Source organism: Bradyrhizobium sp. USDA 4341, assembly GCF_054063755.1.
This window is the reverse complement of record NZ_JBSSGO010000002.1, coordinates 4359387-4380983: the sequence shown is the minus strand read 5'-3', so window position 1 is coordinate 4380983 and position 21597 is coordinate 4359387. Positions and strand designations below refer to the sequence as shown.

17 protein-coding genes and 1 pseudogene are annotated in these 21597 nt (G+C 57.7%); 11 read left to right on the top strand and 7 right to left on the bottom strand.

Going from position 1 to position 21597, the window contains the following annotated elements:
* The first annotated feature begins 39 nt into the window (after positions 1-39).
* Together ACVIGB_RS26765 and rpmD are read left to right on the top strand one after the other, a co-directional pair.
* A complete protein-coding gene (locus ACVIGB_RS26765; RefSeq protein WP_456720371.1) occupies positions 40-894 on the top strand; it encodes a hypothetical protein in 855 nt (284 codons plus the stop codon).
* Positions 895-1211: 317 nt separating this feature from the next.
* Positions 1212-1394 (top strand): annotated as a pseudogene (gene rpmD, locus ACVIGB_RS26760) (50S ribosomal protein L30); the annotation flags it as partial.
* Positions 1395-2136: 742 nt separating this feature from the next.
* Here the strand turns inward: rpmD and ACVIGB_RS26755 are convergent.
* Together ACVIGB_RS26755 and ACVIGB_RS26750 are read right to left on the bottom strand one after the other, a co-directional pair.
* Positions 2137-3318 carry an ImmA/IrrE family metallo-endopeptidase gene (locus ACVIGB_RS26755; RefSeq protein WP_456720372.1) on the bottom strand — a complete coding sequence of 394 codons (1182 nt, stop codon included), beginning with the start codon at positions 3316-3318 and terminating at the stop codon, positions 2137-2139.
* Complete coding sequence (locus ACVIGB_RS26750; protein ID WP_456720373.1) at positions 3315-3620, bottom strand: hypothetical protein; 306 nt, start codon at positions 3618-3620, stop codon at positions 3315-3317. Before ACVIGB_RS26750 ends, ACVIGB_RS26755 begins: the two co-directional genes overlap by 4 nt.
* A gap of 125 nt (positions 3621-3745) precedes the next feature.
* On the opposite strand from ACVIGB_RS26750, the gene ACVIGB_RS26745 reads away from it, so the two are divergent.
* The 3 genes from ACVIGB_RS26745 to ACVIGB_RS26735 are packed head-to-tail and all read left to right on the top strand — an operon-like array spanning position 3746 to position 6515.
* Positions 3746-4198: a hypothetical protein gene (locus ACVIGB_RS26745; RefSeq protein WP_456720374.1), complete on the top strand. Its 453-nt coding sequence runs from the start codon at positions 3746-3748 to the stop codon at positions 4196-4198.
* Entirely contained in the window at positions 4195-4845 is a 651-nt protein-coding gene (locus ACVIGB_RS26740; RefSeq protein WP_456720375.1) for an Nmad2 family putative nucleotide modification protein, read from the top strand. The genes ACVIGB_RS26745 and ACVIGB_RS26740 overlap by 4 nt, the downstream gene beginning before the upstream one ends.
* Positions 4842-6515, top strand: a complete 1674-nt coding sequence (locus ACVIGB_RS26735; protein WP_456720376.1) for a hypothetical protein — start codon at positions 4842-4844, stop codon at positions 6513-6515. Before ACVIGB_RS26740 ends, ACVIGB_RS26735 begins: the two co-directional genes overlap by 4 nt.
* A gap of 9 nt (positions 6516-6524) precedes the next feature.
* On the opposite strand, the gene ACVIGB_RS26730 is transcribed toward ACVIGB_RS26735, so the two are convergent.
* The 5 genes from ACVIGB_RS26730 to ACVIGB_RS26710 form a co-directional block, all read right to left on the bottom strand.
* The gene (locus ACVIGB_RS26730) at positions 6525-7634 is read right to left on the bottom strand and encodes a nucleotide kinase domain-containing protein (RefSeq protein WP_456720377.1); all 1110 of its coding nucleotides are present in this window, start codon (positions 7632-7634) and stop codon (positions 6525-6527) included.
* Between the two features lie 108 nt (positions 7635-7742).
* Positions 7743-8279 (bottom strand): hypothetical protein, encoded by a 537-nt coding sequence (locus ACVIGB_RS26725; protein WP_456749239.1) that lies wholly within the window; start codon positions 8277-8279, stop codon positions 7743-7745.
* A gap of 38 nt (positions 8280-8317) precedes the next feature.
* Positions 8318-9604 carry a hypothetical protein gene (locus tag ACVIGB_RS26720; protein WP_456720379.1) on the bottom strand — a complete coding sequence of 429 codons (1287 nt, stop codon included), beginning with the start codon at positions 9602-9604 and terminating at the stop codon, positions 8318-8320.
* Positions 9605-9631: 27 nt separating this feature from the next.
* Positions 9632-11050: an ATP-binding protein gene (locus ACVIGB_RS26715; protein ID WP_456720380.1), complete on the bottom strand. Its 1419-nt coding sequence runs from the start codon at positions 11048-11050 to the stop codon at positions 9632-9634.
* Positions 11051-11367: 317 nt separating this feature from the next.
* Positions 11368-12681, bottom strand: a complete 1314-nt coding sequence (locus ACVIGB_RS26710; RefSeq protein WP_456725071.1) for a DUF2130 domain-containing protein — start codon at positions 12679-12681, stop codon at positions 11368-11370.
* A 796-nt stretch (positions 12682-13477) separates the two neighbouring features.
* On the opposite strand from ACVIGB_RS26710, the gene ACVIGB_RS26705 reads away from it, so the two are divergent.
* The 6 genes from ACVIGB_RS26705 to ACVIGB_RS26680 all read left to right on the top strand — a co-directional run bounded on the left by ACVIGB_RS26705 (position 13478) and on the right by ACVIGB_RS26680 (position 21583).
* Entirely contained in the window at positions 13478-15430 is a 1953-nt protein-coding gene (locus ACVIGB_RS26705; protein ID WP_456720381.1) for a hypothetical protein, read from the top strand.
* 40 nt (positions 15431-15470) lie between these two features.
* On the top strand, positions 15471-16127 hold the full coding sequence (locus tag ACVIGB_RS26700) for a hypothetical protein (RefSeq protein WP_456720382.1): 657 nt from the start codon (positions 15471-15473) through the stop codon (positions 16125-16127).
* A gap of 77 nt (positions 16128-16204) precedes the next feature.
* A complete protein-coding gene (locus ACVIGB_RS26695; protein WP_456720383.1) occupies positions 16205-16528 on the top strand; it encodes a DNA cytosine methyltransferase in 324 nt (107 codons plus the stop codon).
* 175 nt (positions 16529-16703) lie between these two features.
* Positions 16704-17285, top strand: coding sequence for a hypothetical protein (locus ACVIGB_RS26690; RefSeq protein WP_456720384.1), 582 nt, complete (start codon positions 16704-16706; stop codon positions 17283-17285).
* A 262-nt stretch (positions 17286-17547) separates the two neighbouring features.
* Positions 17548-18339: a hypothetical protein gene (locus ACVIGB_RS26685; protein ID WP_456720385.1), complete on the top strand. Its 792-nt coding sequence runs from the start codon at positions 17548-17550 to the stop codon at positions 18337-18339.
* Positions 18332-21583 carry a DEAD/DEAH box helicase gene (locus tag ACVIGB_RS26680; protein WP_456720386.1) on the top strand — a complete coding sequence of 1084 codons (3252 nt, stop codon included), beginning with the start codon at positions 18332-18334 and terminating at the stop codon, positions 21581-21583. Before ACVIGB_RS26685 ends, ACVIGB_RS26680 begins: the two co-directional genes overlap by 8 nt.
* Positions 21584-21597: the final 14 nt, after the last annotated feature.

Sequence of the window (21597 nt, the reverse complement as noted above, 5' to 3'; positions counted from 1 at the left end):
GGAAGCGCTTCGCTGAAACTTTTCTAGGAATCTGGAACCGTGCAGGTCATCGATATTCCCGAAACGGCCCTGACGGTGAAGCCGAACTACGCTGAGCGGCCGGACCTTGCCGTCGTTGCGGAGATCAAGGCCCATATCAAGCAAACCGGCGCGCCGCATCTTTGGCCTGGGCACACGCATACAAAGCCACCACGAGGTGCCATCGTTCGCTATCTCGGAGAATTCGACCTGCCACCATCCCATGCGGGCGCACGTAACAGGGAGAGATGGGCGCCCTGCCCATGCTGCAAGCCCTATACACCCTGGTATTACAAGGACGGTCGAATTGCTTGGTTCCCTGAAGAGCGAGTGATTCGCAACATGGGAGGCGATTGCTTCAAGTCGATCAACGCCTCAGGGCATGCGGAAGCCGAACGGCTCTTCCGGGAGGAGGAAGCGGAGCGCAGGAACGAGGCCTATCTGTTGAGGTGCTTGCCACAGGTGCCAGAAGCGCTTGCTGCGATCGAGCAGAATGCGCCAATTATCAACGAGATCGATCGGGTACGTTTTATTCTTTCCGATCGAATGACACGCACCATCGGTTTTGATCTCTGGGCGCATTTACGATCTGACGGAGTACTGCGTTACGAAGTGACGAGAACTGAACGACGGGTTGATCGCTCGGGCAACGAGAGTACCGCGACAGTTTACGACCTCGAGCGTTACGGGCCGCTCGCAGGATTCGAAATGCTCAAGCCGAACGTTGTGCCAATAGCGGAACGGGTCGAAAGGTTTGCTTCTAGGCTTCGGACGTTAAATTTTGGAGAAAGTAACCGGCGACGCCGTTGCGCGGATGGACCGACAGGAGCGGACGAGAGCAGCCAAGAACATTGGGACCATCCCCGACATCAATGAGCTGATCTCAGAGGCCGAAACCGTGCGACAGATGCTGTCGCCGCTCGCTCTCGGGAGCCTCAATGGGTGGAGCCGGACGCCTGGTGCTCCTGCCCAAATCTACATTTCTCTTTCGGATAACAGGACACAGCTTTTCCTCGGCAACACGAAAGAAGATGCGCGAGCTGTAAGGATAAACATCGCCTTGTTCAACAACATGCGGCGCCTGCCGGCAATAAGCAGATTAACGCGGCAATTTAAGTAATAACGGCGCCACGTGCGCGCGATGCGGCAATTGCACACCGCAGTATGGGACGGATAACAAAGGAGGGCGCGTCGTGGCGGGATATTTCCGAATACGGCAAATTCGAAGCGCGATCCGGCGGCATCATTCGCAAAGGAAAGCGCTGCAGGGTCTTGGGCTCAACAAAATTGGCCGCATCGCGACGGTGCCCTTCAATGGCTCAATCTGGGGAATGGTTCAGAAAGTAAGACATCTGATCGATTTTCCTGACCAACAGCTGCTCGAAGCGCACCGCTTGATACTGCCGCAGCCCATTGATGAGGCGGCGGATGAAGCGCTCATGCGCCAGCTTCTCCTTAAGGGGCTGGGGCTTGAACTCGTTCGCCTGCCCGAGGGTAACGCAAAAAGCCCCGACTTCAAGATTCTCAGGAATGGTGAACTACTGGGCTACTGTGAGCTTAAGTCCCCGCGCGATGATCGCGTTTTCGCGTTTCCCAACGATCTGAAGCCAGGTGAAATCCGGCAGGACGTCCGTGAAAACCCGACTGCACATGCGCTTGCGCGCGTGATTGAAAAAGCCGCCGCCCAGTTCGATGCCGTAAATCCGGATCATGCACAGCCCAACATCCTGGTGATTGTCAGCCACGCGCGTCTCCGCGGCCCAGTCGACCTGCACCTCGCGATCGCGGGCATGCCCACTCCGGAGGGAGGCCGCGGCTTCCTGTTAGTCGACCCGAATGAGAAGGATTTCACCAAGGCTTGGGCCAAACAAAGAGAGCTGTGGCAAGACGCACGACGGATTGATCTGTTCTTCTGGATCGATGCGCACACCCGCACGGTTCGCTATATCGTCAACAATGACGGCGCCCAACGCAAGGAAGCTTGCGATCTTATGAATATTCGCAACTAGGGTACGAAGATTGTCTCCAACTAGGTGGCAAGAGACTGGCCGCGTTCGGCATGTGGCACTTGGCGTGACACAAGATCGAAAGGCGCGTTCGACTTTTGATGGTGGTTCTTTAAGAGCCATCTGCGGCCTTGCCGGGTAACAGCAGAGCGCGAACCGAGCTACGGTCAATCAACCTGGAAAATTTCTTGTAATTCTGGTGATCCCGCTGCCAACGGCCGGCCACCACGGCTACAGGAACTAGCGCTCGCGCCGATACCGTCGTGATATCATCGACGCTCGAATCCGGGCTCCAGACGACTTGCTCCAGGATCGAAGAAGGAATCAGAGACTCTTGGGCTAGTGCGTCCGCTTGCTGCTCTCGTACATCGTCACTGATAATCTCCATGTCGTCCACGAAGGTCGTATGTCCATCAACCAAGACTTCGTAGTGGAGACAGATATGGGAGAGCTCATGGAGGAGTGTGAACCAAAAATTATCTGTCCGATCATAGCGTAGCGTAAGACCGACGACCGGTGCATTCGTCGATGTGACCATCGCCGCGCCATCGAGGAACGTGCCGGGGAGCGAGGGCATCACGATCACGGCAATGCCTAGATTCAAAAGGCTGTCGAGTGCACGCTTTATTCCATCTATCTTGGAGCTTAGCTTCGCGAGTCTCCGCAAGGTTGCTCGGCTGAATTCAGATCGATCGAATATGTTGGTGAGCGTCAAGGCTTCCGCGCGTTGCAAGACAGCAGCCTGCCAAAGTAAGAGCGCGCCTTGATCAGTCTTTGAGGACGCTCGTTGCGTACGGGTCTTGCGAAGCAGGGCTGATGGTACGGTTTGCTGAAGCGAGGCCGGGATGAAGTGGGATATTTCCCCTCTGTCGAGCGAGAAACCAAGCGTATTTAAATGCCGGATCGCGCTGCCGGAGATCTCGTCGACGCTTTCAGTTTTTCTCGTCCGTGCAATTAGCGAGGCGTACGGAATTCCTAACCCCTCGTGAAGCGAACGAATCATGTCGATCGACAAGCTCCGTTTGCCAGTGAGAACTTCGGATACTCGCGCCCTTGATCCGATAAACGGTTCCAGCTGACGGGAAGTGAGCCCTTTTTCTTCCATTCGAAATTTGATCGCTGCAATTGGGTCCGGTGCATCAACCCGCGCGAACTTTTCTTCATACTGCTCGATCAAGGTCGTCAGGACCTCGATCTCGTCATCGAACTCGCCCGAATTCTTTGCCAGCAAGCTAGCGAGGCGAGTCTTCGTCGCCGACAGATCGGAAGCATTGCGGATCGGCTTGATGGTCACGATGCTCTATTCCAGGGTTGCGGTTGGATCCGGTGCCGGGCGGCGGATAAATCGATTGCCAACAGCATGACAACGCCGATGCGGAAATCGATCAAGGTGCGGATGCGGAGCGCCGAAGGCAGCAGGTAGAAGGCCACCCACGGCAATGCCGACACGTCGACGTGTTGGAAATCGGCAGCAAGCGCCGGCGCCGAGTCCCATTGCCCCGACTTCATCTCCGCGACCCAGGCTTTGACGGTATTATCGTAAGCAGGCGAGCCGGCCAGAAACGCCGCCACCTCGGTTTGCCCCACGAATCTCATAACAATCTCCTAGCTCCCATTTTGGGAGCTTTTTTGTTGACCGCAAGATCAAAATAATCCACGCTCCCAATACGGGATCATTTATATCTTGCCGGGTCGCAACCCAAGAGTTTATGGAGACGATTATGCGTCGTATCACGATACTTGGCCGGAACCTAACGGACCAAGAGATCGAGCAGATCAAGCGTCTTGCCGAAGACGCGGGTATGGCTGGTGATGAGATCGAGGTGGTCGATGCCGTCGACGAGCCCGATTCCGACTGCGAAGACGAGATCGTGGTGATCCTGGCCTCGGCCGACACCTGCACCGATCCGGCTCTTGAGACAGACCTCGCGACGACGCAGCGGGGCGGGCGCCGCGCCGTTTGCGTGTGGCCCGAAGACGCAGCGCCTGACGCCCAGCCGTCGGACGCCATGAACAAATACGCTTACTCGATCATCGGCCCCGATGCCGAGAAATTCCGCGTCGTTGTTACGGAAGAAGACCAGCACTGTTTTGAAGGACCCAACGGTCAGCCCCTGCCCAAGCCTAAGACGGAGCGCAACCTGTGCGTCGACGAAAAAGCGAAAGCGTCATGACCCTTTTCTCCTACGTCATCGAGCACGATCTCGGCTTTGCACCCAATCCCTTTCACGGCGTCTGCACACTTGCGTGCTGCAAGCCGCAGATCCGCAAGATCGCCAAGGTGGGCGATTATATCCTCGGCACCGGCGCCGTCGATCCGAAGCTAACCGGCCATCTCTGCTACTGGATGCGGGTTGACGAGGTCATAGGCTTCGATGATTACTGGCAAGATCGCCGCTTCCGCCGCAAGAAGGCGGTGATGAGTGGCTCGACCGTTCTGCGCTACGGCGACAACATCTATCACCGTGACGGCGGCGAGGAGTTCGTCCAGGAGGACTCCTTTCATAGTCTTGAAGACGGAAGCCTTTCTCTCGGCGATCTCCACCGCGATACCGGCACCACCGACCGGGTGCTGGTCAGCCGCGAATTCGCCTATTGGGGTCGGCTCGGCATCAAGATTCCCGATCATCTCTCTTTTGTGCTCAAAAAAGGGCCGGGACACCGCTGCATCTTCACCGACGAGCAGATCGCGCAGGTGATGGCATGGCTCCAGACCTTGCCGCAGCGCGGCTACATCGGCGAGCCCGCCCATTGGCAATTTATCGGCGCGAAAAAGCCCCGCGCGAAGAAGGCCGCCAAAGCTAAGGCGGTCAGTGCATGAAGCCGCTCGATTACGCCGCCTTCGTCGAGAAGACCAAGCAATTTGCGGGCAAGCCCGTCGATGAACAGCGATCGATCGCACTCTACGGTTTGGTGAGCGAGATCGGCTCGCTGGTCGCGGCGGTCAAGAAGAAGATCTTGTCTGAAGGGGGCGAGGGGCCGCATTGGGACCAGCCCAACGACGAGATCACGGAGGAGCTGGGCGACTCGTTCTGGTATTGCTACTCGGCCGCGCAGGTGATCGGCGGCGGCTATGTCGATATTCTTTCCCACAACATTACGGCGATGCGCGCCGAGATCGGCGGCAGCGACGACCGCGCCCACATGATCGAGCGTTCGCTTGATCCCGCCAACAGGCAAGCTTTTCTTGACGGCGCCGCTGCATTTCCGCCCGCGCAGGGCTATACCTTCGATGACTACCAGCGGCTTGCCTACAAGACCGCACGAACGGATGGCCGCGTCTTACTCGAAGTGTGCCTTGCGCTTCTCTGGCAGCACGGCGCCGAACTAATGCGGGCCGTGCTGCCTGCTTCCGAAGCTGCACTGCATACGAACGTGGCAAATAGGGAGTCGACGATTATTCTTGGCGGTGTCGCCTGGCATCTTTCGGCAATCGCGAGCCTTTATCACCTTTCGCTCGATGAAGTTATTGCATCGAACTGCCGGAAGGTACAGTTCCGGTCGGAGCGCGGCGCGCCGACGCCGCTGCATGATGCGGATCGCGACGCAAAGGAACAGTTCCCGCGCCAGCTCGATGTTGCCTTTGTGCGCATCGGCCCACAGAAATCCCGGATGTATTTTGAGGGCAAGCCGCTCGGCGATGATCTGACGGATAACTATTACGAGGACGACGGATATCGGTTTCACGACGCCATCCATCTGGCGTTCATCGGACACCTTGGCTGGTCTCCGGTCGTCCGTGGGTTAATGAAGCGCAAGCGCAAAAGCCGCGATGACAAGGTTGATGAAGTGGAAGATGGTGGCCGCGCCAAGGTCGTCGAGGAGTTGGTGATCAAGGCCATTCACTCGGAGGGCGATCGCCAGGCCAAAGCCGCCGGCCGGTGTGTCGTCGGCACGCCGACGCGCTTGTTCCCCGAACGTACTCTGATCAATTTCAAGCTGTTAAAGACGCTCCGCGCCTATGTCGATGGACTCGAGGTCGCCAAAAATACGTTCTGGGAATGGGAAGACGCGATCTACGACGGCTGCGATATGTTCTTCCAGCTTTCCAATGAAAAGCAAGGCACGGTGCATATCGATCTCGACCGCCGGACCCTTTCCTTTTCTCCAACCGTTTGCCCCGGCGTTCAGGGCATCAGCGTCGGCCTCGGCATGGGTTCGGCGGAATTGAGCATGCACGCGAGCGATCCGGTGGTCGGAGCTGCCGAACGAGAGTGGGCGATGCGGGATAACCGGTATGCCGAAACCGCAGCCGCCAAGCGCGCCGTTCTCGATGCGCTGGGATTGGACCAGAAATCTACCGAGCTCTGGTCTGAAATCGAGGTGCGGCTCGGCGCCGGCAACCTCGTCTACGTCAAGGCGACAAGATCTGTTCAGCAGCGCGCATGGAAGCTGAAGGCCGTCGATTACAAAATCGCCTTCAGCCGGGATACAAACAGGGTCACCTGCACCGCAACGGCCATTGCCGATATACGTGACATGGTCACGTGATACGGCGCCCTATCGAGCAGCGATCTTCCACTTCGGCGGATAGAACGGCTCGGGCAGCGGGCCGGTGGGCTGGTATTTCTGCTTGATGCGCGTCCTGCCCGCTACGCCCGCATAGTCGGGGAATGCCACACGCGCGTATTTTGAAATCTCGCAAAAAAGGTTTTGACAGTCGATAAGCTGAAGGCGGCGGCTCCAAAGCTTCGGAAAATCGATGTCGAGCCTCTCAAAATGCTCCTCTTGATGATCGAACATGTAGCGAATGACGTCGGAGGATTTCACCGTGTCCGCACCTAGGAAGCATTTCGAAATGCCATCCAGTGCACCCGGCCCTGCCATAACGAACTCGTCTTCTCCGAAATTGGTCAGCTCGCTGTAGTTAAAGTCGGTCACGTACTGATAGGCGAGGAACGGTCCCATGTAGGGCACCGTCCGCAAAAGGGCGAAGGCATCAGTCATTGTTTTGCAGTCAGACAGCCTTTCCGGATACCGCTCGCCGAAAAGATGCTCGATCATCCGAAGGTGATTGCGATGCTTGAGCTTGTGACCGAAGACGCCGCCGCCGGAGGGCATGATGTACGCGGCCGAGTAAATGGTCTTTCCCGACGTCATCCGGTTCGTCAACAGCTTGTCGTAACGCGCGAAGTCAAACTCTTCCCACGTGATCTTGCCGACGGCCGCCTCCAAATGCTGCCACGTCTCGATCTTGTTGAAGAGTTTGAAGAGGATCGTGCGAAAGAAGACGTTGCACGCATCAGACGGCAGGTCGGGTCGGTAGATGACATTGCGCAGGAGGTACTGGCTCACGCGGTCAGAGGCCCGATAGGCGTTGGTGAATTTGAACAGCTTCAGGACCGGATCGGTCGTGAGCGCACCGGACATCCCTTCGAGCCGGCGGAAGAAGATCCGCTGCCGCTCGGCCGCGAACTCCCAATAGGCGTCAAAGACCGGCGTCGTCCGCAATTGGTTATTGCCGATCGCGACGACGATACCGCGGTGGCGCTTCGCTGCCGGCGGATCAAGCGGAAGCCGTGGGGCGAATTCAGTTGGCATCGTATCTCGATTCTGTGCTTCTTGGCATTCTTGTCTTGCATAACCGCGCTTGCGCTGCCAGAGCTTCAACGCAGCCCGTGTCTTTTTTCCGTACGGCGTTGTTTTGATGCCGCTGCTCGAGTTCTTTAAAATCACTCCTGGTGGCCGCAAAATGAGGACCTGTGCAAAGCGCGAGAGTTAAGCTTGGCGCGCGTGGAGTGAATGCACGCGCTCGATGAGCGCCTCAGTTTTGTCAAGCCACTGGCTTGCCTCTTGCGATGTGTCGGCGGTGCGAAGTCCCGATGCCAGACGTTCAAGCGCGGGCAGTAGGCGGATGAGAATTTCCTGAAGGTCGACCTCGCTGTCGTCGTCAAGCGCCAAGTTCTCGGTAAGATGGGCAACGCCCTTGTTGACGTTCTCGTGCTCGTTCCTGGTCAGAAACGTCTCGGCCACACCGGCCAGCACACCCGGAACGTCGATGCCAAAGTCGCCCGCAACCAAGTCATCTGGTTTTGACTTGGCCCCTCGAAGGAAATCATCGAGCTTTCGCAAGGCCACAAAGCTCATCAGGCGTGTTGCCTCGGCCATCAGTTCGGCGCCTCTGTCCAGAACCCCAACGATGTCTTCTTCATCGAAGAATTTGACGAGGTCTTCACACCATATCGTGAATGCAAAGCGGTGGTCGATGCATTCGCAGATCGTCGCAATCTGGGCGGATCGTTTGTCCATCGCCACTCGAGTCCCCGAAGCAGAAAAGAAAATCGCCGCGCCGGTTAGCGGCTGTGGAGTGTCGCATAGAACCGCTTTTGAACTCCAGGCGTTGGCTCATACTTGAAGCAATCCTGATAGCTTTCGATCGCCTGCATCACGCCGAGCGGAGCGGGCGCGGAGAACGCCGTCGTTTGCCCCGTTGCCCAATGGGATACGAAGTTGCCGATGATAGTGGCTGAGCGCATTTGCAAGGCCTGCTTCTGGGCCGGTTCAAGGATAAGGCTGTCGGCCCGATCCTCAAGCTCCACCGCGGCCTTGATGGCGTTCAGGTATTCGCCCGGTGTGCGCTTATCGTCGCCAAACGCGAGATCCGGCGGAGCGGGAATGCGGCACTTGTCGATAACCGTTTGTAGGACATATTCGAGATATTGCCGCAGCCGGGGCGCGGCATCGTCCACGCGTCCTTGGTTCAGCAGGGTGTTCGTTGCATCGCGCACCTTGTTGACCGCGCCCGACTGCAGTAGCACGGCCGTGTGCGCCGTTCCTTCGAGCCTTTGGTGCGACCAGTCCGGCGAGCCGGAGTGCTTGTTGAACAGCTTCTCCAGCAACGTATCGTGGCTCAGCAAGATCACTTGTGGCCCATTCGCCTGAAGCGGCCGCGCAAAGCGTGTTCGGATGACTTCAACAAGGTGATGCTGGTGCCCGGCATCGAAGCTCGATGTGACATCGTCCAGCACTATGAAACGCGGCGCGCCGCCGTAGAGGGAGGCTGCCGCCAGGTAAACGGAAACGGCAAATGCGTTCCGGTAGCTCTCCGACAGCAGTGCTTGCGCCGAGACGTCGTGAAGGGTCCAGAAGGTTGCCAGGCCGATCGTTAGATCTTCCGTTCCCGGCGGTTTTCGAAGGATCGGCGTTACGGGGCTGAACATGATTTGATGGAACAGGTCCTGACACAGCGGTTCAACCCTTGCGAGGCGGGTCGCGGCCATTCCGGACTCGGCCTGCGCGAACACCGCGCTTGACTGGTCGAGAAAGGATTTCAGCCGTGCCGTGCGTTGGCCGCGCGCGGCGAGCTCGGTCGCCTCCCTTCCGGCTGACTCGAGAGTGGCCCAGTTTGTCTGCAGGCGCTGCGCTGCTTCAATGGCCCGTGTAACTGTCACCAGCGAGGGCGGCATCCTTCTAGAAAGGGTGGCACTTTCGGATGCGAGCCTTTTTATCTCCTCTTCCGCCTTGGCCCGCATCGTCGCGATGTGTGAGGCAAGCGCGGTGATTTCCGCGCTCGCGATGGTCCCTTCCTCGCCGGAACGTTTCAGACGCGCGAGAAGGAGGGCCTCGTCCTCCCCGAGCACGAGCTTTTCGAGCTCATCCAGGTCTGACTAGCCTTTGGCCGACCATTCCGTATCCACGGCTGCGGTTGCCGTTTCGACAGCATCATATTGGCCGAGCTTCTCACGCACGTGGTCGAGCACCGAGGTGTCGTGTTGCACACCGCAGGTCGGGCAGAGGGTCGGCGACGCCCATTCGGCCCCAGACATAACTTCGTCGCTGACCTTGTAGAGCCGCTGCAGCGGTTCTCCCGCAGTCCCGGCAAGGGCATCCTCGCGCGTACGTGCAAGGCCGTGCAGTATCTCGGCGTCACCGTTGGTGGGCGTGGCTTTATTCGCCGTCTTCCATCGCTCTTCGGTTTGTATGAGGGAGGCGAGGCGCGCTTTATCGGGACCGCCTTCAGCGGCGTTCACGGCCGCGTGGCAATCGGCGCCGCTGATCTGCATGAAGGTTTTGCCGTCGCAGTGCGGCGACAACGTGGGTATGGCCGCCAAGGCCGCGTGGCATCGCGCTTGCGAATCGGCGGCAGGGGCCTGCGGCGCGATTTTTTCAAGGACGAGGGCTTCGTAGTCCGTCTCAATGGCTTTTCGCGCCGCGACGATGGACCGGTCGGCGGCGACCTTCTTGGCAGCTTGCGCGCTTGTATCGAAGTGCGAGTTGAAGGATCGCGTGTGGCTTAGTTGCTGCAGCTGCTGGCGAAGGGTGGAATAGCGGGCAAGACCCAGCAGACCCGAAAAGGAGCGGCCCCGGTTCAACGCCGTCTCATCCATGAAGCTCTGAAACGTTTGTCCATCGAGAAGGACGGATTCGCGGTTGAGCTCGGCGAGAAGGGCTCCGGCATCTGGGTGCCCGGACACACTCCTTTGGCCTGCTGCGTTGCGGGTGACCGTTATCGTGACCGCGGCTCCGCCATTGTCGGGCCGCAGGGTCAACTTGACTGTGCCGCGGCCGGCCGGGTGAAACCGGTTCAGGTAATAGTCTTGCGGCCGTTCGGCCTGAAGCAGCCGGTCCAACTTGTCGATCTTGCCCCGGAAGGCAAAGCTCAATGCATCGTAGATCGAGCTCTTGCCGACGCCGTTTGGCGCGGTAATGGAGCTGACGCAATCGGGCTTGAATTTCAGCGCGAGCGGCGCGCCTTCGTTGTTGATGCCGCGAAAGCCTTCGATCTCCAGCCCCTCGAGGAACCATTGGATTGGCGCAGCAACTATTGTTGCCGGGCTCGGCGGCGGCGAAGCGGGCTGGCTGGGGGCGGCGCTGGGTGTCGCAGTGGCGGGCGGGCTCGAGAGAGCTGCCTCAAGGGTGTCGAGCAAGTCGCCTTTGTCTTGTTCGCCGTTGGACAAGGCGGGGAGCGCGCCCGCCAGAATGGGACCGGCGACGGCATCTAGCTTTGCGAGCTCGGCTGAGAAATCCGTGACGTTTTGATCGAAGGTAGACGTGTCGCTAAAAGCGAATGGAACGGTTGTCGGCATCGTTTCCTCCCCGTGCCAAAGGTATCACGGGACAGCGCAAATCTCACCAGATTTGCTCGGTGAGCGTGCAATAAAAGTTTGGACAACCGGAGCAGTCGATATTGCATCTTGCTTATGCGGTCTTCGACGTGGAGCGCGTATCCTCAATCCTGATCGCCGCCTTAAGATTCCGACTTCGGACAACGGCGTTGTTGGAGAGCCGCCTTTCGCGTTGCTGGCGCTGCTGCGCAGCACGACGTCAGGATGCTACGACTGCCATTCCGAAAATTCCCGCGCGTTCGAAGGCAGGGTAGAAAGGTTCGCGGCTTCCCAGGCCATCATCCAGCCCTTCGTTCCGTCTCAGCCGAGCTCTCCAGTAGCGGCATATCGAGGCTTGGAATCTCCGGCATGGCTTTGCCGGCAATTGCCTGCAGGTCGCCGACCATGCCCACTGTAGACTCGATCACCGACAGGATTTGCGTCTCGCGCTTGGCCCACTGCCTGCCCATAAACTTGCGCTCCTTGTCGAGATCCTCGCGCATGTCGTGGAATTTCTCAACAACAGCTTCCACCCTCTGCCGGAACTTGATGCCGGTTAGATATTGATAGACCTGTTCCATCTTGGTCTGTTGTCCTTGCTGCGCTAGGCGCGACCCGCCGACCTCGATAAGGGTCTGACGAAGAGCGACAGCAACCGGGAGAGCATAGCGCGGATGAGCGACCCATACCCCGTCGACTAGATCAAAATGCTCGATGTGCTTCGGAAGAGCCTGGGAAATGATAAGGGCAACGTCGGCCCCACAACGCCGCTGGTCGTCGCGCAACTTCGCCAACCACCCATCGCTCCACGCTTTGGTGCGTTTGGACTCCCAAAGGATGATGCCGGCGGCTTGACCGATCGAACCATTGACTTGCTGGACAACATCGGCACCCAGCTCGCCTTTGCCGACAGCTTCGACCAAGTCGGTCGGAAAACGCCCACGCAGCAGTACCTCGAGCTCAAGCTCAAGCACTTCGCCCTGTGACTGCTGAGAGCCTTGCTCAGCTTTGCGCTTCAGTTCCTCGATCGTGCGAGCCATCGACTCGATCGTCTGATCTTTTTCCGCGACGCGCAGCCGAGCGGCTTCATCAGCTTCCTGGCGGGCTTTGGTCTGAATCTGATCGATCGACGCCTGAACGCGTTTTTCGACAGTTAGATCGAGTTCGCGCTTTTCTTCATCCAGGGCGCGCTGCCGACGCATCACCTCCGCCTGTTGTTGCTGTGCCTCGGCAAGCTTGGCATTGTTGACCTCCAAGGTCCTCCGGAGCTCGATCGCCTCGGCTTCCTTTGCGAGGAGGTCAGCGGCCGCCGCCTCGCGGGCCTTCTTGGCTTCCGCGGCGACCAGTTGGCCGCGCTCGGCGGCCAGGCGGTTCGAAACCTGTTCCTCAACATGCTCACGGTCCCTGGCGAGCTGCTCACGCTCCAGCCGCAGCGCCTCGGTCTTGCGCGACACCTCAGCATCCTTGTTGGCCAGCTGTTCCTGGAAGCGTTGCCGGGTCTCAGCCAAAAGCGGAGCCGCAAGAGATTCGGTTAGCGGAATTTCGTGGTTGCAGTTGGGGCATCGAAGGATGGGCTCATGACCGGCACCGGCCGCGTTTGCTCTGAAACTCATGAGTCGTCTCCTTCGTCGCTCCCCCAGGCTTGCCGGCACCAAAGGTGATCCGGCGAGCCGACACGCATGCGGCTGTACCGCGATTTCCACATCCCGGTCGAAGGTTGTGAGCACCAGCATCGGCTTTTCCACCGAAACCAGCTTCAAATGCAGCGGCGATTTTCCGCGCGGACATCAACCGCCTCATGTGCGGCCTAAGGCTGGTGCTGGTTGGCGTTTGGAAGCCGAGCTCGTATCGCCGTCAACAACAAACGGACTTTTGCGGCGACGAGGCGGGAGATCACGAGCGCAGCTGTCGATCTCGCGCTTTTTCACAGGATTCCTCCGCCGCTCCAGCGCGGATAATCGGGAAAGACTTGCGGTTGCCGAGCGCGCTTCAACTTACGGATCTCGTGTTGCCGCCAGCCGAAGGACGGTTTCCACGCTTTATTAGAACAAAACAAGAACAAGATGTCAAGCCCCTGACATCGGAACGACGGCGAAAACGAAAGCCGTGACCACGGCAACGCATCCATCGGAAGAGCGACCGAACAGAGTGGTCGGCAGGCGCCTTCGGAGCGCGCGGACGGTCAAGGCCAGCGGCTCTTGTGTTTCAACAGAATTCTTCATGAGGTGCGGGAAAATGCCATTGTCCGTTGGCGCAATGTCATAAAGATAGTTCAACTATAGATGGTACCGCCGACCGTCCATTTTTGGTCATTGATGTATTTCGAAAGCTCATTGAGGAGACGTGCCAGTGTTGTCATTCATATTGAGTGCTTGTTGCGATAACCTTTCGCGGTCCAAGCGCGAACGAATGTCGCAGCGCGCGGCACTGATCGTGGCAATCACTTCTATGATGTTGGGTGCCATGATCGACAGCGCTCGCTGCGGCCCGCTCGAAGACCTCGTAAACACCAAATATCCTGCCGTCACCGCGGATCAACAGAGCCAGCGCGCGATCAAGACCGCTCTCGATACGCTTCGCTCGACTGCCGATGTCAACGTCGGTATCGGTGTCGCGTTTGACGACCTTCGGGCTTTGGTGCTCGCGCGTTCCGAAGTCCAAGCCGCTGGCATCACCGAAATCAAGCTGTCTGGAGACAATGATGTCCTCGACATCTCCATGACCCTCGATCGCATTGTCGATGGCAAGATCATCCCGGACAGCCGCCCCACGCTGAAAGCTCTGTTCGACAAGCTGCATCCTCATGTGGTTGGACGTATCTCGTTCGGTATCGCCGTCGAAAGCGCGACCGAAGGCGCGACAAAGGATCAGGTTACCGCGATCGTCTTCCGGCTTCTGCCTGTCTTCCGCAATATCAAGGTCGACAAAATCACCGTGGATACTGGTGAACTCGGTCAACTTCTCGGAAAAGATACGGCCGATATGACCGGTGCGGCCGACTCCATCGTCAGCTGGCTGAATGGTTATGCGGATCGGGTCTCTGGAGGATTGAGCCATCTCGAATTTACGCGGATCTCCGTCCCGATCAGTCCTCTCCCGGCGGAGTCGGCAAATCACTCCTTCCAGGCCTCAACCTCAGGCCAAACGAAAATCGAAGTGAAAGTCACCGGCAACCCCATTTCCTCTCCCGCGCGCGTCGCAGCCATCGCATGGTTGATTGATCGCAACCGGATCATCGGGGTTGTCAAACTGGCGTTCCCCACCGATCCCAAGCCTTCGTCAGGTCCTCAAACTGGCGGAGCCGGGTTCAAGGATCTGAAAGAACTCGTGGACCAGCGAGTAAAGGATAGTCTCGGCATCGCCGACTGGCCCAAGCACACTACGGTGGCTGTGTCCAAATCCCTCATCGCCATCATTCTAAATTCTGCATTCCTGCAATCCCATCTTTGTCTGACAGCTTCTACCGACATCCCGAAGCAGGAGTTCGAGAAAAAAGTCAATCTCCCGGCGGCGAGCCTCATCGATTGCACTCCCTCGAAGCGTTGCGATCAGCCTCACGACGAGCGTAGCTGCGGCGGATGTATTAGTCGCCCCTTCGTCGGTGGCTGTTGGATCCACACCAACGATCCCGTATGCGAGGCCGCAAAAGCTACTCAGAACTCAATTTATGCTGCTAACAAGGCGGCTTGCGAGACGGAGAAAACGGCCCTGAAGCTCGCGTGTGAAAGCGGCAAGGGTGTTGTCGATGCCATCGCGCATACTGGAAACTTCGCAAATATCGATGGCAGCTTCGGCACCGGTTCGGCCTCGCTCACGGCTTGTGTCCAAAGTGCGGTATTCACTCCAAAGCTCGATAGCGCCAAGTTGTCACTTTTGCTCGGAGGGCAGGGAAGTGCTGATACTCATATTCACTTCACGCCCCTAGACATCGTAGGACACCTTGCCTGTCAGGCTCCATGGGGCCAAAGCAAACGTGTCTCCGTCACTCTGCCGAACCAGAACCTTGACGTGACCGCGGAGGCTCATCACACCAAAGCCGAGGAGGGCAGTTTGGGGTATGATTTGAAGCTGCGAACGTCTGGTCTCGTCGCGCAAATACGTCCAGCTCCGCGTGATATTATTTTGTCGAGCTATAACATGGATATCGCTTGCGCTCCGATTGCCCCCTTGGTGAACACAATCGCTTTCAGCGCCGCACCCTTTATTCCGGAACTTCGCGGCGAGGTCCGCGTTCCCGATCAGGAGCTGTCCTTGCACTACGATGTGCGCCCGGTCCTCGTGAAGGCGGGGCAAACACCCGTAACTTTGCGCTTTTCCGATAATGGGACCGCCCTTACCGGAACAGCCGAAATCTCTCACTAGAAGTCTAACGGCAGTCCGCTCTCATGTCGGCGGGGATCATGTGACCCAGGCTCAAATCGCAAAAATATGGTTCGTCGTGAGCGCGGTGCTGCTTTACCTCGCGCTCAATACGTGGATCGTGGTCCAGGGCGGCAATGAGATTTTCGGAGCAAAACTTGTCGTCTCCAACAAGACGCCTGCCGCCATGATCGCGATTCCGATCTGCACAATACTGTTGTTCGCCGCGTCGTGCATCGGGCGCTTTTTTGCGTTGCGCGGTGGCCCTCTCTGGCATCGACGCATTCCAATTGTCGGTTTCGAAGACATCGATACCGGTTCGCGCGAAGGCAGGATTTACCAAGGCGCCATGCTTTCGATATTCTCAATCATCCCGGCGATCGCGCTGATCTTCTTTTGGCACGCATTTGTCACGGCAACAGTGATGTTGAACGACGGCAGTAAAAAACCCGTTGGACTCTTCGATTGGACCGTGCTCGCCAAGACAATTAACGACCCGGCCCGCATTTGCACCGATTTCATGAAAGACCTTCCGGATCCTTGTGTTGCAAACGGCACCGTACTTCCCGGACTAGAGCCGACCGTGTTCGCTGTTCTAACGTTGATGGCCATAGCTGCGCTCGTTGCACATTGGACTGCAGTGCTCGGATCGAGCCAATCGGTTGAGGTGCAAGGGGCACCAACCCCTAATGCCGAGTAGCGAGAAACCAGATAGCCGCCGCGAGCCGTCGTAAACTGTCACCCAAGAGCGCGGAGTGGCGATCCCTTCGCGATTCGATGGTGCCGCCGTACGACCCGAGCAAATTTCCGAACCGGTGGTGGAAATTGCGGGCGAACGGTCCCGTTCGGTCGCTTACGGCGCACATCGGAAAGGATACCTATACGCACATTCACTACGACAGCGACCAGGCGCGGGTAATCACGGTTCGCGAGGCCGCGCGACTTCAATCGTTTCCGGACGGTTTTGTCTTTGCCGGAACGATGAATCTCGCATTTCGGCAGATAGGAAATGCTGTCCCACCTGTCATGGCGCGCGAACTAGCCTTTGAGATCATTTCAAGCCTGCGAAGCGCGCTCATTCCCGCTGCAGCTGCGGAATAGAAATACAAGGTAAGCCTTCGCAAGTATCGCGAGGGCCGTGGACTAAAGACCCGTCAAAGGGATAAAGGTCAAAATCCGAATAGTCCGGCCATGAAACGCCTCGAGGATGGGACATTTTAGTCTCTCGCGTTCTGGTGTAGGGTTCCGCGGCTTTCACGCTTTCCGGGATCAGACAATGCGCTGGCTGTGGCGTGTCTTTTGGTGGCTCATCAGGGACGAGGACGATATGAAGGACGTGTATGCCCACTTCGGGCTGACGTTCTCGCATGGCTGCAATGTCGAGGGCGTCCTGGCCAACCTGATCCTCACGGCGGATTTCGTGAAGCGGATGTACGAGGAATCGAAGAAAGCCGGGAAGCCGATCTACGACCAGTACACGATGGCTCACAAACTCGAGGAATATCTCGCCGAACAGCACGCTAAGACATTCGGCCAGCTCATCAGCCGAAAAGGCGGTATCAAGGAGTTCCTTCAGCTCGATGCGGCGCTTGAAAAGCGCGTCGACGAGGCGAAGCGGCGGCGGGATTACCTCGCGCACAACTTCTGGCGGGAGCGCGGGCAAGAGGCGATCTCGGTTAGGCGGCGCGACGCAGTAATCGCCGACCTGCAAGCGGATCAGGCATTCTTCGAAGAGCTGGCGAAGGATCTTGAGGCGGTCGCTATGGATGAGGTGCGCAAGATCGGGCTCGATGCGGACAAACTCAAGATGAACCTGGATGCAAGCGTGAAGAGAGTGCAGCAGGAGCTCGCGCGATGACAATGCAGCCGACGAGCGCGCTTCGGAGCCGCTCATGAAACCGCCGATCTTCCCACCATTCAAAGCCCCTCTTCCGGCCTTGGATTGGCATGCGCGGGCAACGATCTCCGTAAGGAGCCAAATCGACCGTAAGGCACCCGATGATCTCAACGGTGCCATTAACCAGCCAAAGTCCAGATCCTAGTGACTATCGTTGGGTAATACACATCTCTGGTTGAAGGGCGTCCCCGCAAGACCTATTAGTATCCTGGGGGATTCGGGGATGCCTATTACTTTTAGCGTTATTGGCAGCAAAGACGATTGGGCTGGTAGTAGTTGGACCATTACCAACGACGATGAATTGGCAGGGCTGATCGCAAGGGTTGCTCTTGGTCAAAGCCGATATGTGCGTCGTGTGCTCAAGGAAACAGGTTTCGCCACTCCGGACGCAAAGGAGACGGAACTTGCTGGGGCGCTCAAACTGCTAACGGCCACAGACCCCAAAAATCCATGGCACCGTGACGGTTGGCTGTTTCAGGTCATCTCATGGATCGCAGCAAACCTTCAGGACCCGAACGGCCTAATCGCTCCGCCGCACATGATCCACGCGCACAAGGGTTTTGACGGCGTTCACGTAAAGGTTGATCCCAAAACTAACCTAGTGACCTCCGTTGTGATCTGCGAAGAGAAGGCGACAGATAACGCTCGAAAGATGGTGCGCGATCGTATCTGGAAAGAGTTCGAAGGAATGCAGAGTGGCGAGCGCGACAACGAGTTGGCGGCGGAAGTCACGAGGCTTTTGGAGACGGCGAAGGGTGTGGATGTTGACTCAGCCGTAGAAACAATCGTGTGGAAGAATGCGCGTTACTATCGAATAGCGATCACCATCGGTGATGAACACAACGACGCGAGCGGTTATCAGAAGCTCTTTGACGGATACGACGCCGTGGTGAACGGAGAGGTCATCCGACGTCGCGGTGAGGTGCTGTACTTAAAGAATTTGCGAGCATGGATGGCAGTGCTCGCCAATCGCGCCACCAAGAAGGCGACGGCGATGGTGGCCGTGCATGTATGATGCCGACACCGCTGAACTGATACGTTCTGCTCCATCGCTCGAGGGGATGGACCGAAGTCGGCTTCCCGAAGAGCTCTCGAAAGCATTCGCACGCATTGCGGCAGCTCGCGTCCGCCTGCGGGAAGGTGGGGTCGATGACGATCAAGCCGTTATTGCCCTCGTTTCAGAGATGCAACGGCTGGCATTCACGAATGAAATCTTGGTAGCGGTCTCCCCGGATCGTGACGACCGCGCGGCGGCCGCATTCGTTGCTGGCTCTGCGCATCAACTCTGCTTCAACGCCCGGCGGATCGGCGCAGAGGATGAAGCGAGCGGCACATATGTCGATGCTAATGGTATCTCGTCTGACATCGCGGCCATGTTGCTCTTCCTCGTTGCAGAAGCAACGGCAGATGCCAGCGAGATCGCTAGCCGATTTAATCTGGAAGCTGCTTCACGCGTTGAACGTACGCTGATCGAATCGTTAGGATCGTTGGCCCGAGGGGAACTCGTAGGGATCACATCAGCTACCCTGCCACCGAAGGATGCCGTTTCCGGCGACTCCGCCGCTGAGGCCGCCGCACTGGCGCTATACCACAGACTATTGGTCGGTGTGCGCGCGTTGGCGGACCAGCTTCTGCGCGGAGATGACGATGACACAGGTCAAGCAAGGGAGATTTTCCGCTCGGTCTTGCGCTTGAGCTCGGCAGCCCGACCGGATGGAAAGGATTGGCTAGGTGATGAGGTTGGATCGTTCTCCGGTCCGCACCACTTGGCCTCCCTGCTACTTGCTGTTTCAGGCGATTTGTCGGGTAGTGCTGTCACGGGCGTTGCGCCTCCATCTGGCATCGGGGGTGAGAAGTGGCTCAACGCGATGCGACGCATCGCACGCAAGCGACCTTACCTTTGGAGAAATCATCGCGAAGCCGTCGCGCAGGGCTATTTGGAGTCAGAAAACTCCGCTGCTGTCAGCTTCCCTACAGGTGCGGGAAAGTCGACGCTCTCGGAGTTAAAGATATATGCCACACTGCTCCGTGATAAAAAGGTCATCTTCCTCGCGCCGACTAATGCTCTCGTGGGGCAAACGACGATAGGCCTTCGAAAGACGTTTAGACGGGCCAAGGTCGAGCAGGAACGCTTCGATGAAATCGGCTTTTTGAGTGAGGAAGATAACTTACCTGAAATCTTTGTGATGACACCGGAGTCCTGCCTGGCACAAATGAGCATCGAGCCCACCGTGTTTGCAGATGTGGGCCTGCTTATTTTTGACGAATGTCATCTGCTGCATCCCGAAGAAGGTCGAGGGAGGCGAGCGCTCGACGCAATGCTGTGTTTGCTCAATTTTGGGGGCCTGGTGCCAACCGCTAGCTTCCTCCTCCTATCCGCAATGATGAAGAATACAGACGAGATCGCGGGTTGGATTCAAGAGATGACGGGGCGTACTTGCCTTTCGCTCTCGCTTCCGTGGAAACCTACACGGCAATTGCGCGGAAGCGTTGTGTATCCGCAGAGCGACGTGAACCAATTAAGCGACGGCCTAGTGAAGGCTGCCCGCGCCCGAAAAACCAAAGCGCCGGCGACTAAAGACAGAGAGAAGCTGAAAAGCGTGCCTATGGGCCTGTTCAGCCTCAAGCAGACATGGGCAACTCGTAATATCGAGGACTACACCCTACTTGGTCTCCTCGGAGAGGCCATCAGCCTTGCAGCCAGCAAGTGGTGGAAGTTAACCCCGAATTCCGGATTAGTCTCATCTGAGATTGCGTCAGCGGCGGCTGGCGCAGGCGTTAAGACACTAGTCTTCTTCCAAACGATCCAGAACGCGGTAAGCGCTAAGAACAAGATAACAAAGCGCCTTGGCGCGGTTCAGATCGAGCTCACTGAAGATGAACGAGGGTGGTTTGCGACAAGCGAGCTGGAGATCGGCGGCGCAGACCATCTGTTTCTTGACGTCAGCAAAGGGAATTTAGTATCTCCGTGCGTCGTTCATCACGGCCTGCTGCTGCCCGAAGAAAGGCAGCTATGTGAGTCCCTCTACCAGCGCGCAAACGGCGCAATGATAATGGCGGCGACGTCCACGGTGTCGCAGGGGATGAATTTTCCAAGCGAACTGGTGATCATCGCAGAGGACAGCCGCTTTGATCAAGCCAAAGATCGCCGCGAGGTCTTGCAGGCCCAGGAGCTTCTTAACGCAGCGGGGAGAGCCGGCCGCGCCGGCCAGAATGCGAACGGCATCGTGTTAGTTATCCCCGGCAAGGTGGTCGGCATTGATGTAGAGGATGCCACGATCGGTGCGCATTGGACCGAGTTGCAAAAGGTCTTCGGCCAGTCCGATCAGTGCTTGGAAATAGACGACCCGTTGACGGCCATTCTCGACCGCGTGCATGCGGCAGTGGGCGCCAACGGGGAGGTCGACCGTTACGCGATTGCTCGATTGGCATCAGTGGGGCTTGAGGATGCAGTCAAGAAATCGCTGTCCGGCTTTAAGGCGCGTAAGCGTGGTGATCAGAGGTGGATCGAAACACGACTCGCGGCGGCGGTAGCTTTCCAGCACAAGGAAAAACCAGAATCTGACGACGATTTGGTGGACCACCAAGTTGCCTCGACCTTAGGGATCGCGCTGCCTGTGATGGAGCGCCTCTCCAAGGACCTTGACGATGCGACAGACTACGAGACGGTCACTGATTGGCGGAAGTGGTTCTTCAACTGGATGAAGGCCAATGGCGATCTGTTCGCTCAAATTTTCCGACCGGAGACCATTGACGACTTGTTTGGCAAAGATGTCACATCACTTGAAGCCAGCGAGGATAGGTGCGCGTTTGCCTTGCCCTACCTGGAGAAGCTTACGAAGTTATGGGTACGAGGACATCCTTTGACCGACCTCGAGAAAGCGCTCGGTACGCCTCCCGATAAACTGAAAGCCTGTCTTGGCGCGCGGAAGTTCGTGCTCCGCGTTGTGCCAGAGTTGGGCTATTTGTTCGGTGTACCCGCATTGCTGAAACAGCGTCAGAGCGCGGCGGAGGGCAAGGAGGCCACCTTAGGGCCGGCGCTGACGAAGTTGGGCGCGTGCGTCCGATATGGCTATCAGACCTACGAGCATGCCGCGCTCGGATTCTATCTCAGAGGAAGCAAGCTATCGCGCAGGCAGCTTCATGACCGCTTTGCTGCCCTTAAGCCGCATCTACCGCCCCCGAAAAAAGGCGAGTCTTGGGATGATGCGGTAAACAGAATCGAGGCGGCGGTGCTCCTCGAAGAGTTGGAAGGTTGAAGTATTTAGCGGCG

What these genes read in the sequence shown, in the direction of transcription:
- ACVIGB_RS26750 (WP_456720373.1), bottom strand. Translation starts at nt 3,620, where the DNA reads ATGAGATTCGTGGGGCAAACCGAGGTGGCGGCGTTTCTGGCCGGCTCG.
- ACVIGB_RS26745 (WP_456720374.1), top strand. Translation starts at nt 3,746, where the DNA reads ATGCGTCGTATCACGATACTTGGCCGGAACCTAACGGACCAAGAGATC.
- ACVIGB_RS26740 (WP_456720375.1), top strand. Translation starts at nt 4,195, where the DNA reads ATGACCCTTTTCTCCTACGTCATCGAGCACGATCTCGGCTTTGCACCC.
- ACVIGB_RS26735 (WP_456720376.1), top strand. Translation starts at nt 4,842, where the DNA reads ATGAAGCCGCTCGATTACGCCGCCTTCGTCGAGAAGACCAAGCAATTT.
- ACVIGB_RS26715 (WP_456720380.1), bottom strand. Translation starts at nt 11,050, where the DNA reads ATGCCGACAACCGTTCCATTCGCTTTTAGCGACACGTCTACCTTCGAT.
- ACVIGB_RS26710 (WP_456725071.1), bottom strand. Translation starts at nt 12,681, where the DNA reads ATGAGTTTCAGAGCAAACGCGGCCGGTGCCGGTCATGAGCCCATCCTT.
- ACVIGB_RS26705 (WP_456720381.1), top strand. Translation starts at nt 13,478, where the DNA reads ATGTCGCAGCGCGCGGCACTGATCGTGGCAATCACTTCTATGATGTTG.
- ACVIGB_RS26695 (WP_456720383.1), top strand. Translation starts at nt 16,205, where the DNA reads ATGGTGCCGCCGTACGACCCGAGCAAATTTCCGAACCGGTGGTGGAAA.
- ACVIGB_RS26690 (WP_456720384.1), top strand. Translation starts at nt 16,704, where the DNA reads ATGCGCTGGCTGTGGCGTGTCTTTTGGTGGCTCATCAGGGACGAGGAC.
- ACVIGB_RS26685 (WP_456720385.1), top strand. Translation starts at nt 17,548, where the DNA reads ATGCCTATTACTTTTAGCGTTATTGGCAGCAAAGACGATTGGGCTGGT.
- ACVIGB_RS26680 (WP_456720386.1), top strand. Translation starts at nt 18,332, where the DNA reads ATGTATGATGCCGACACCGCTGAACTGATACGTTCTGCTCCATCGCTC.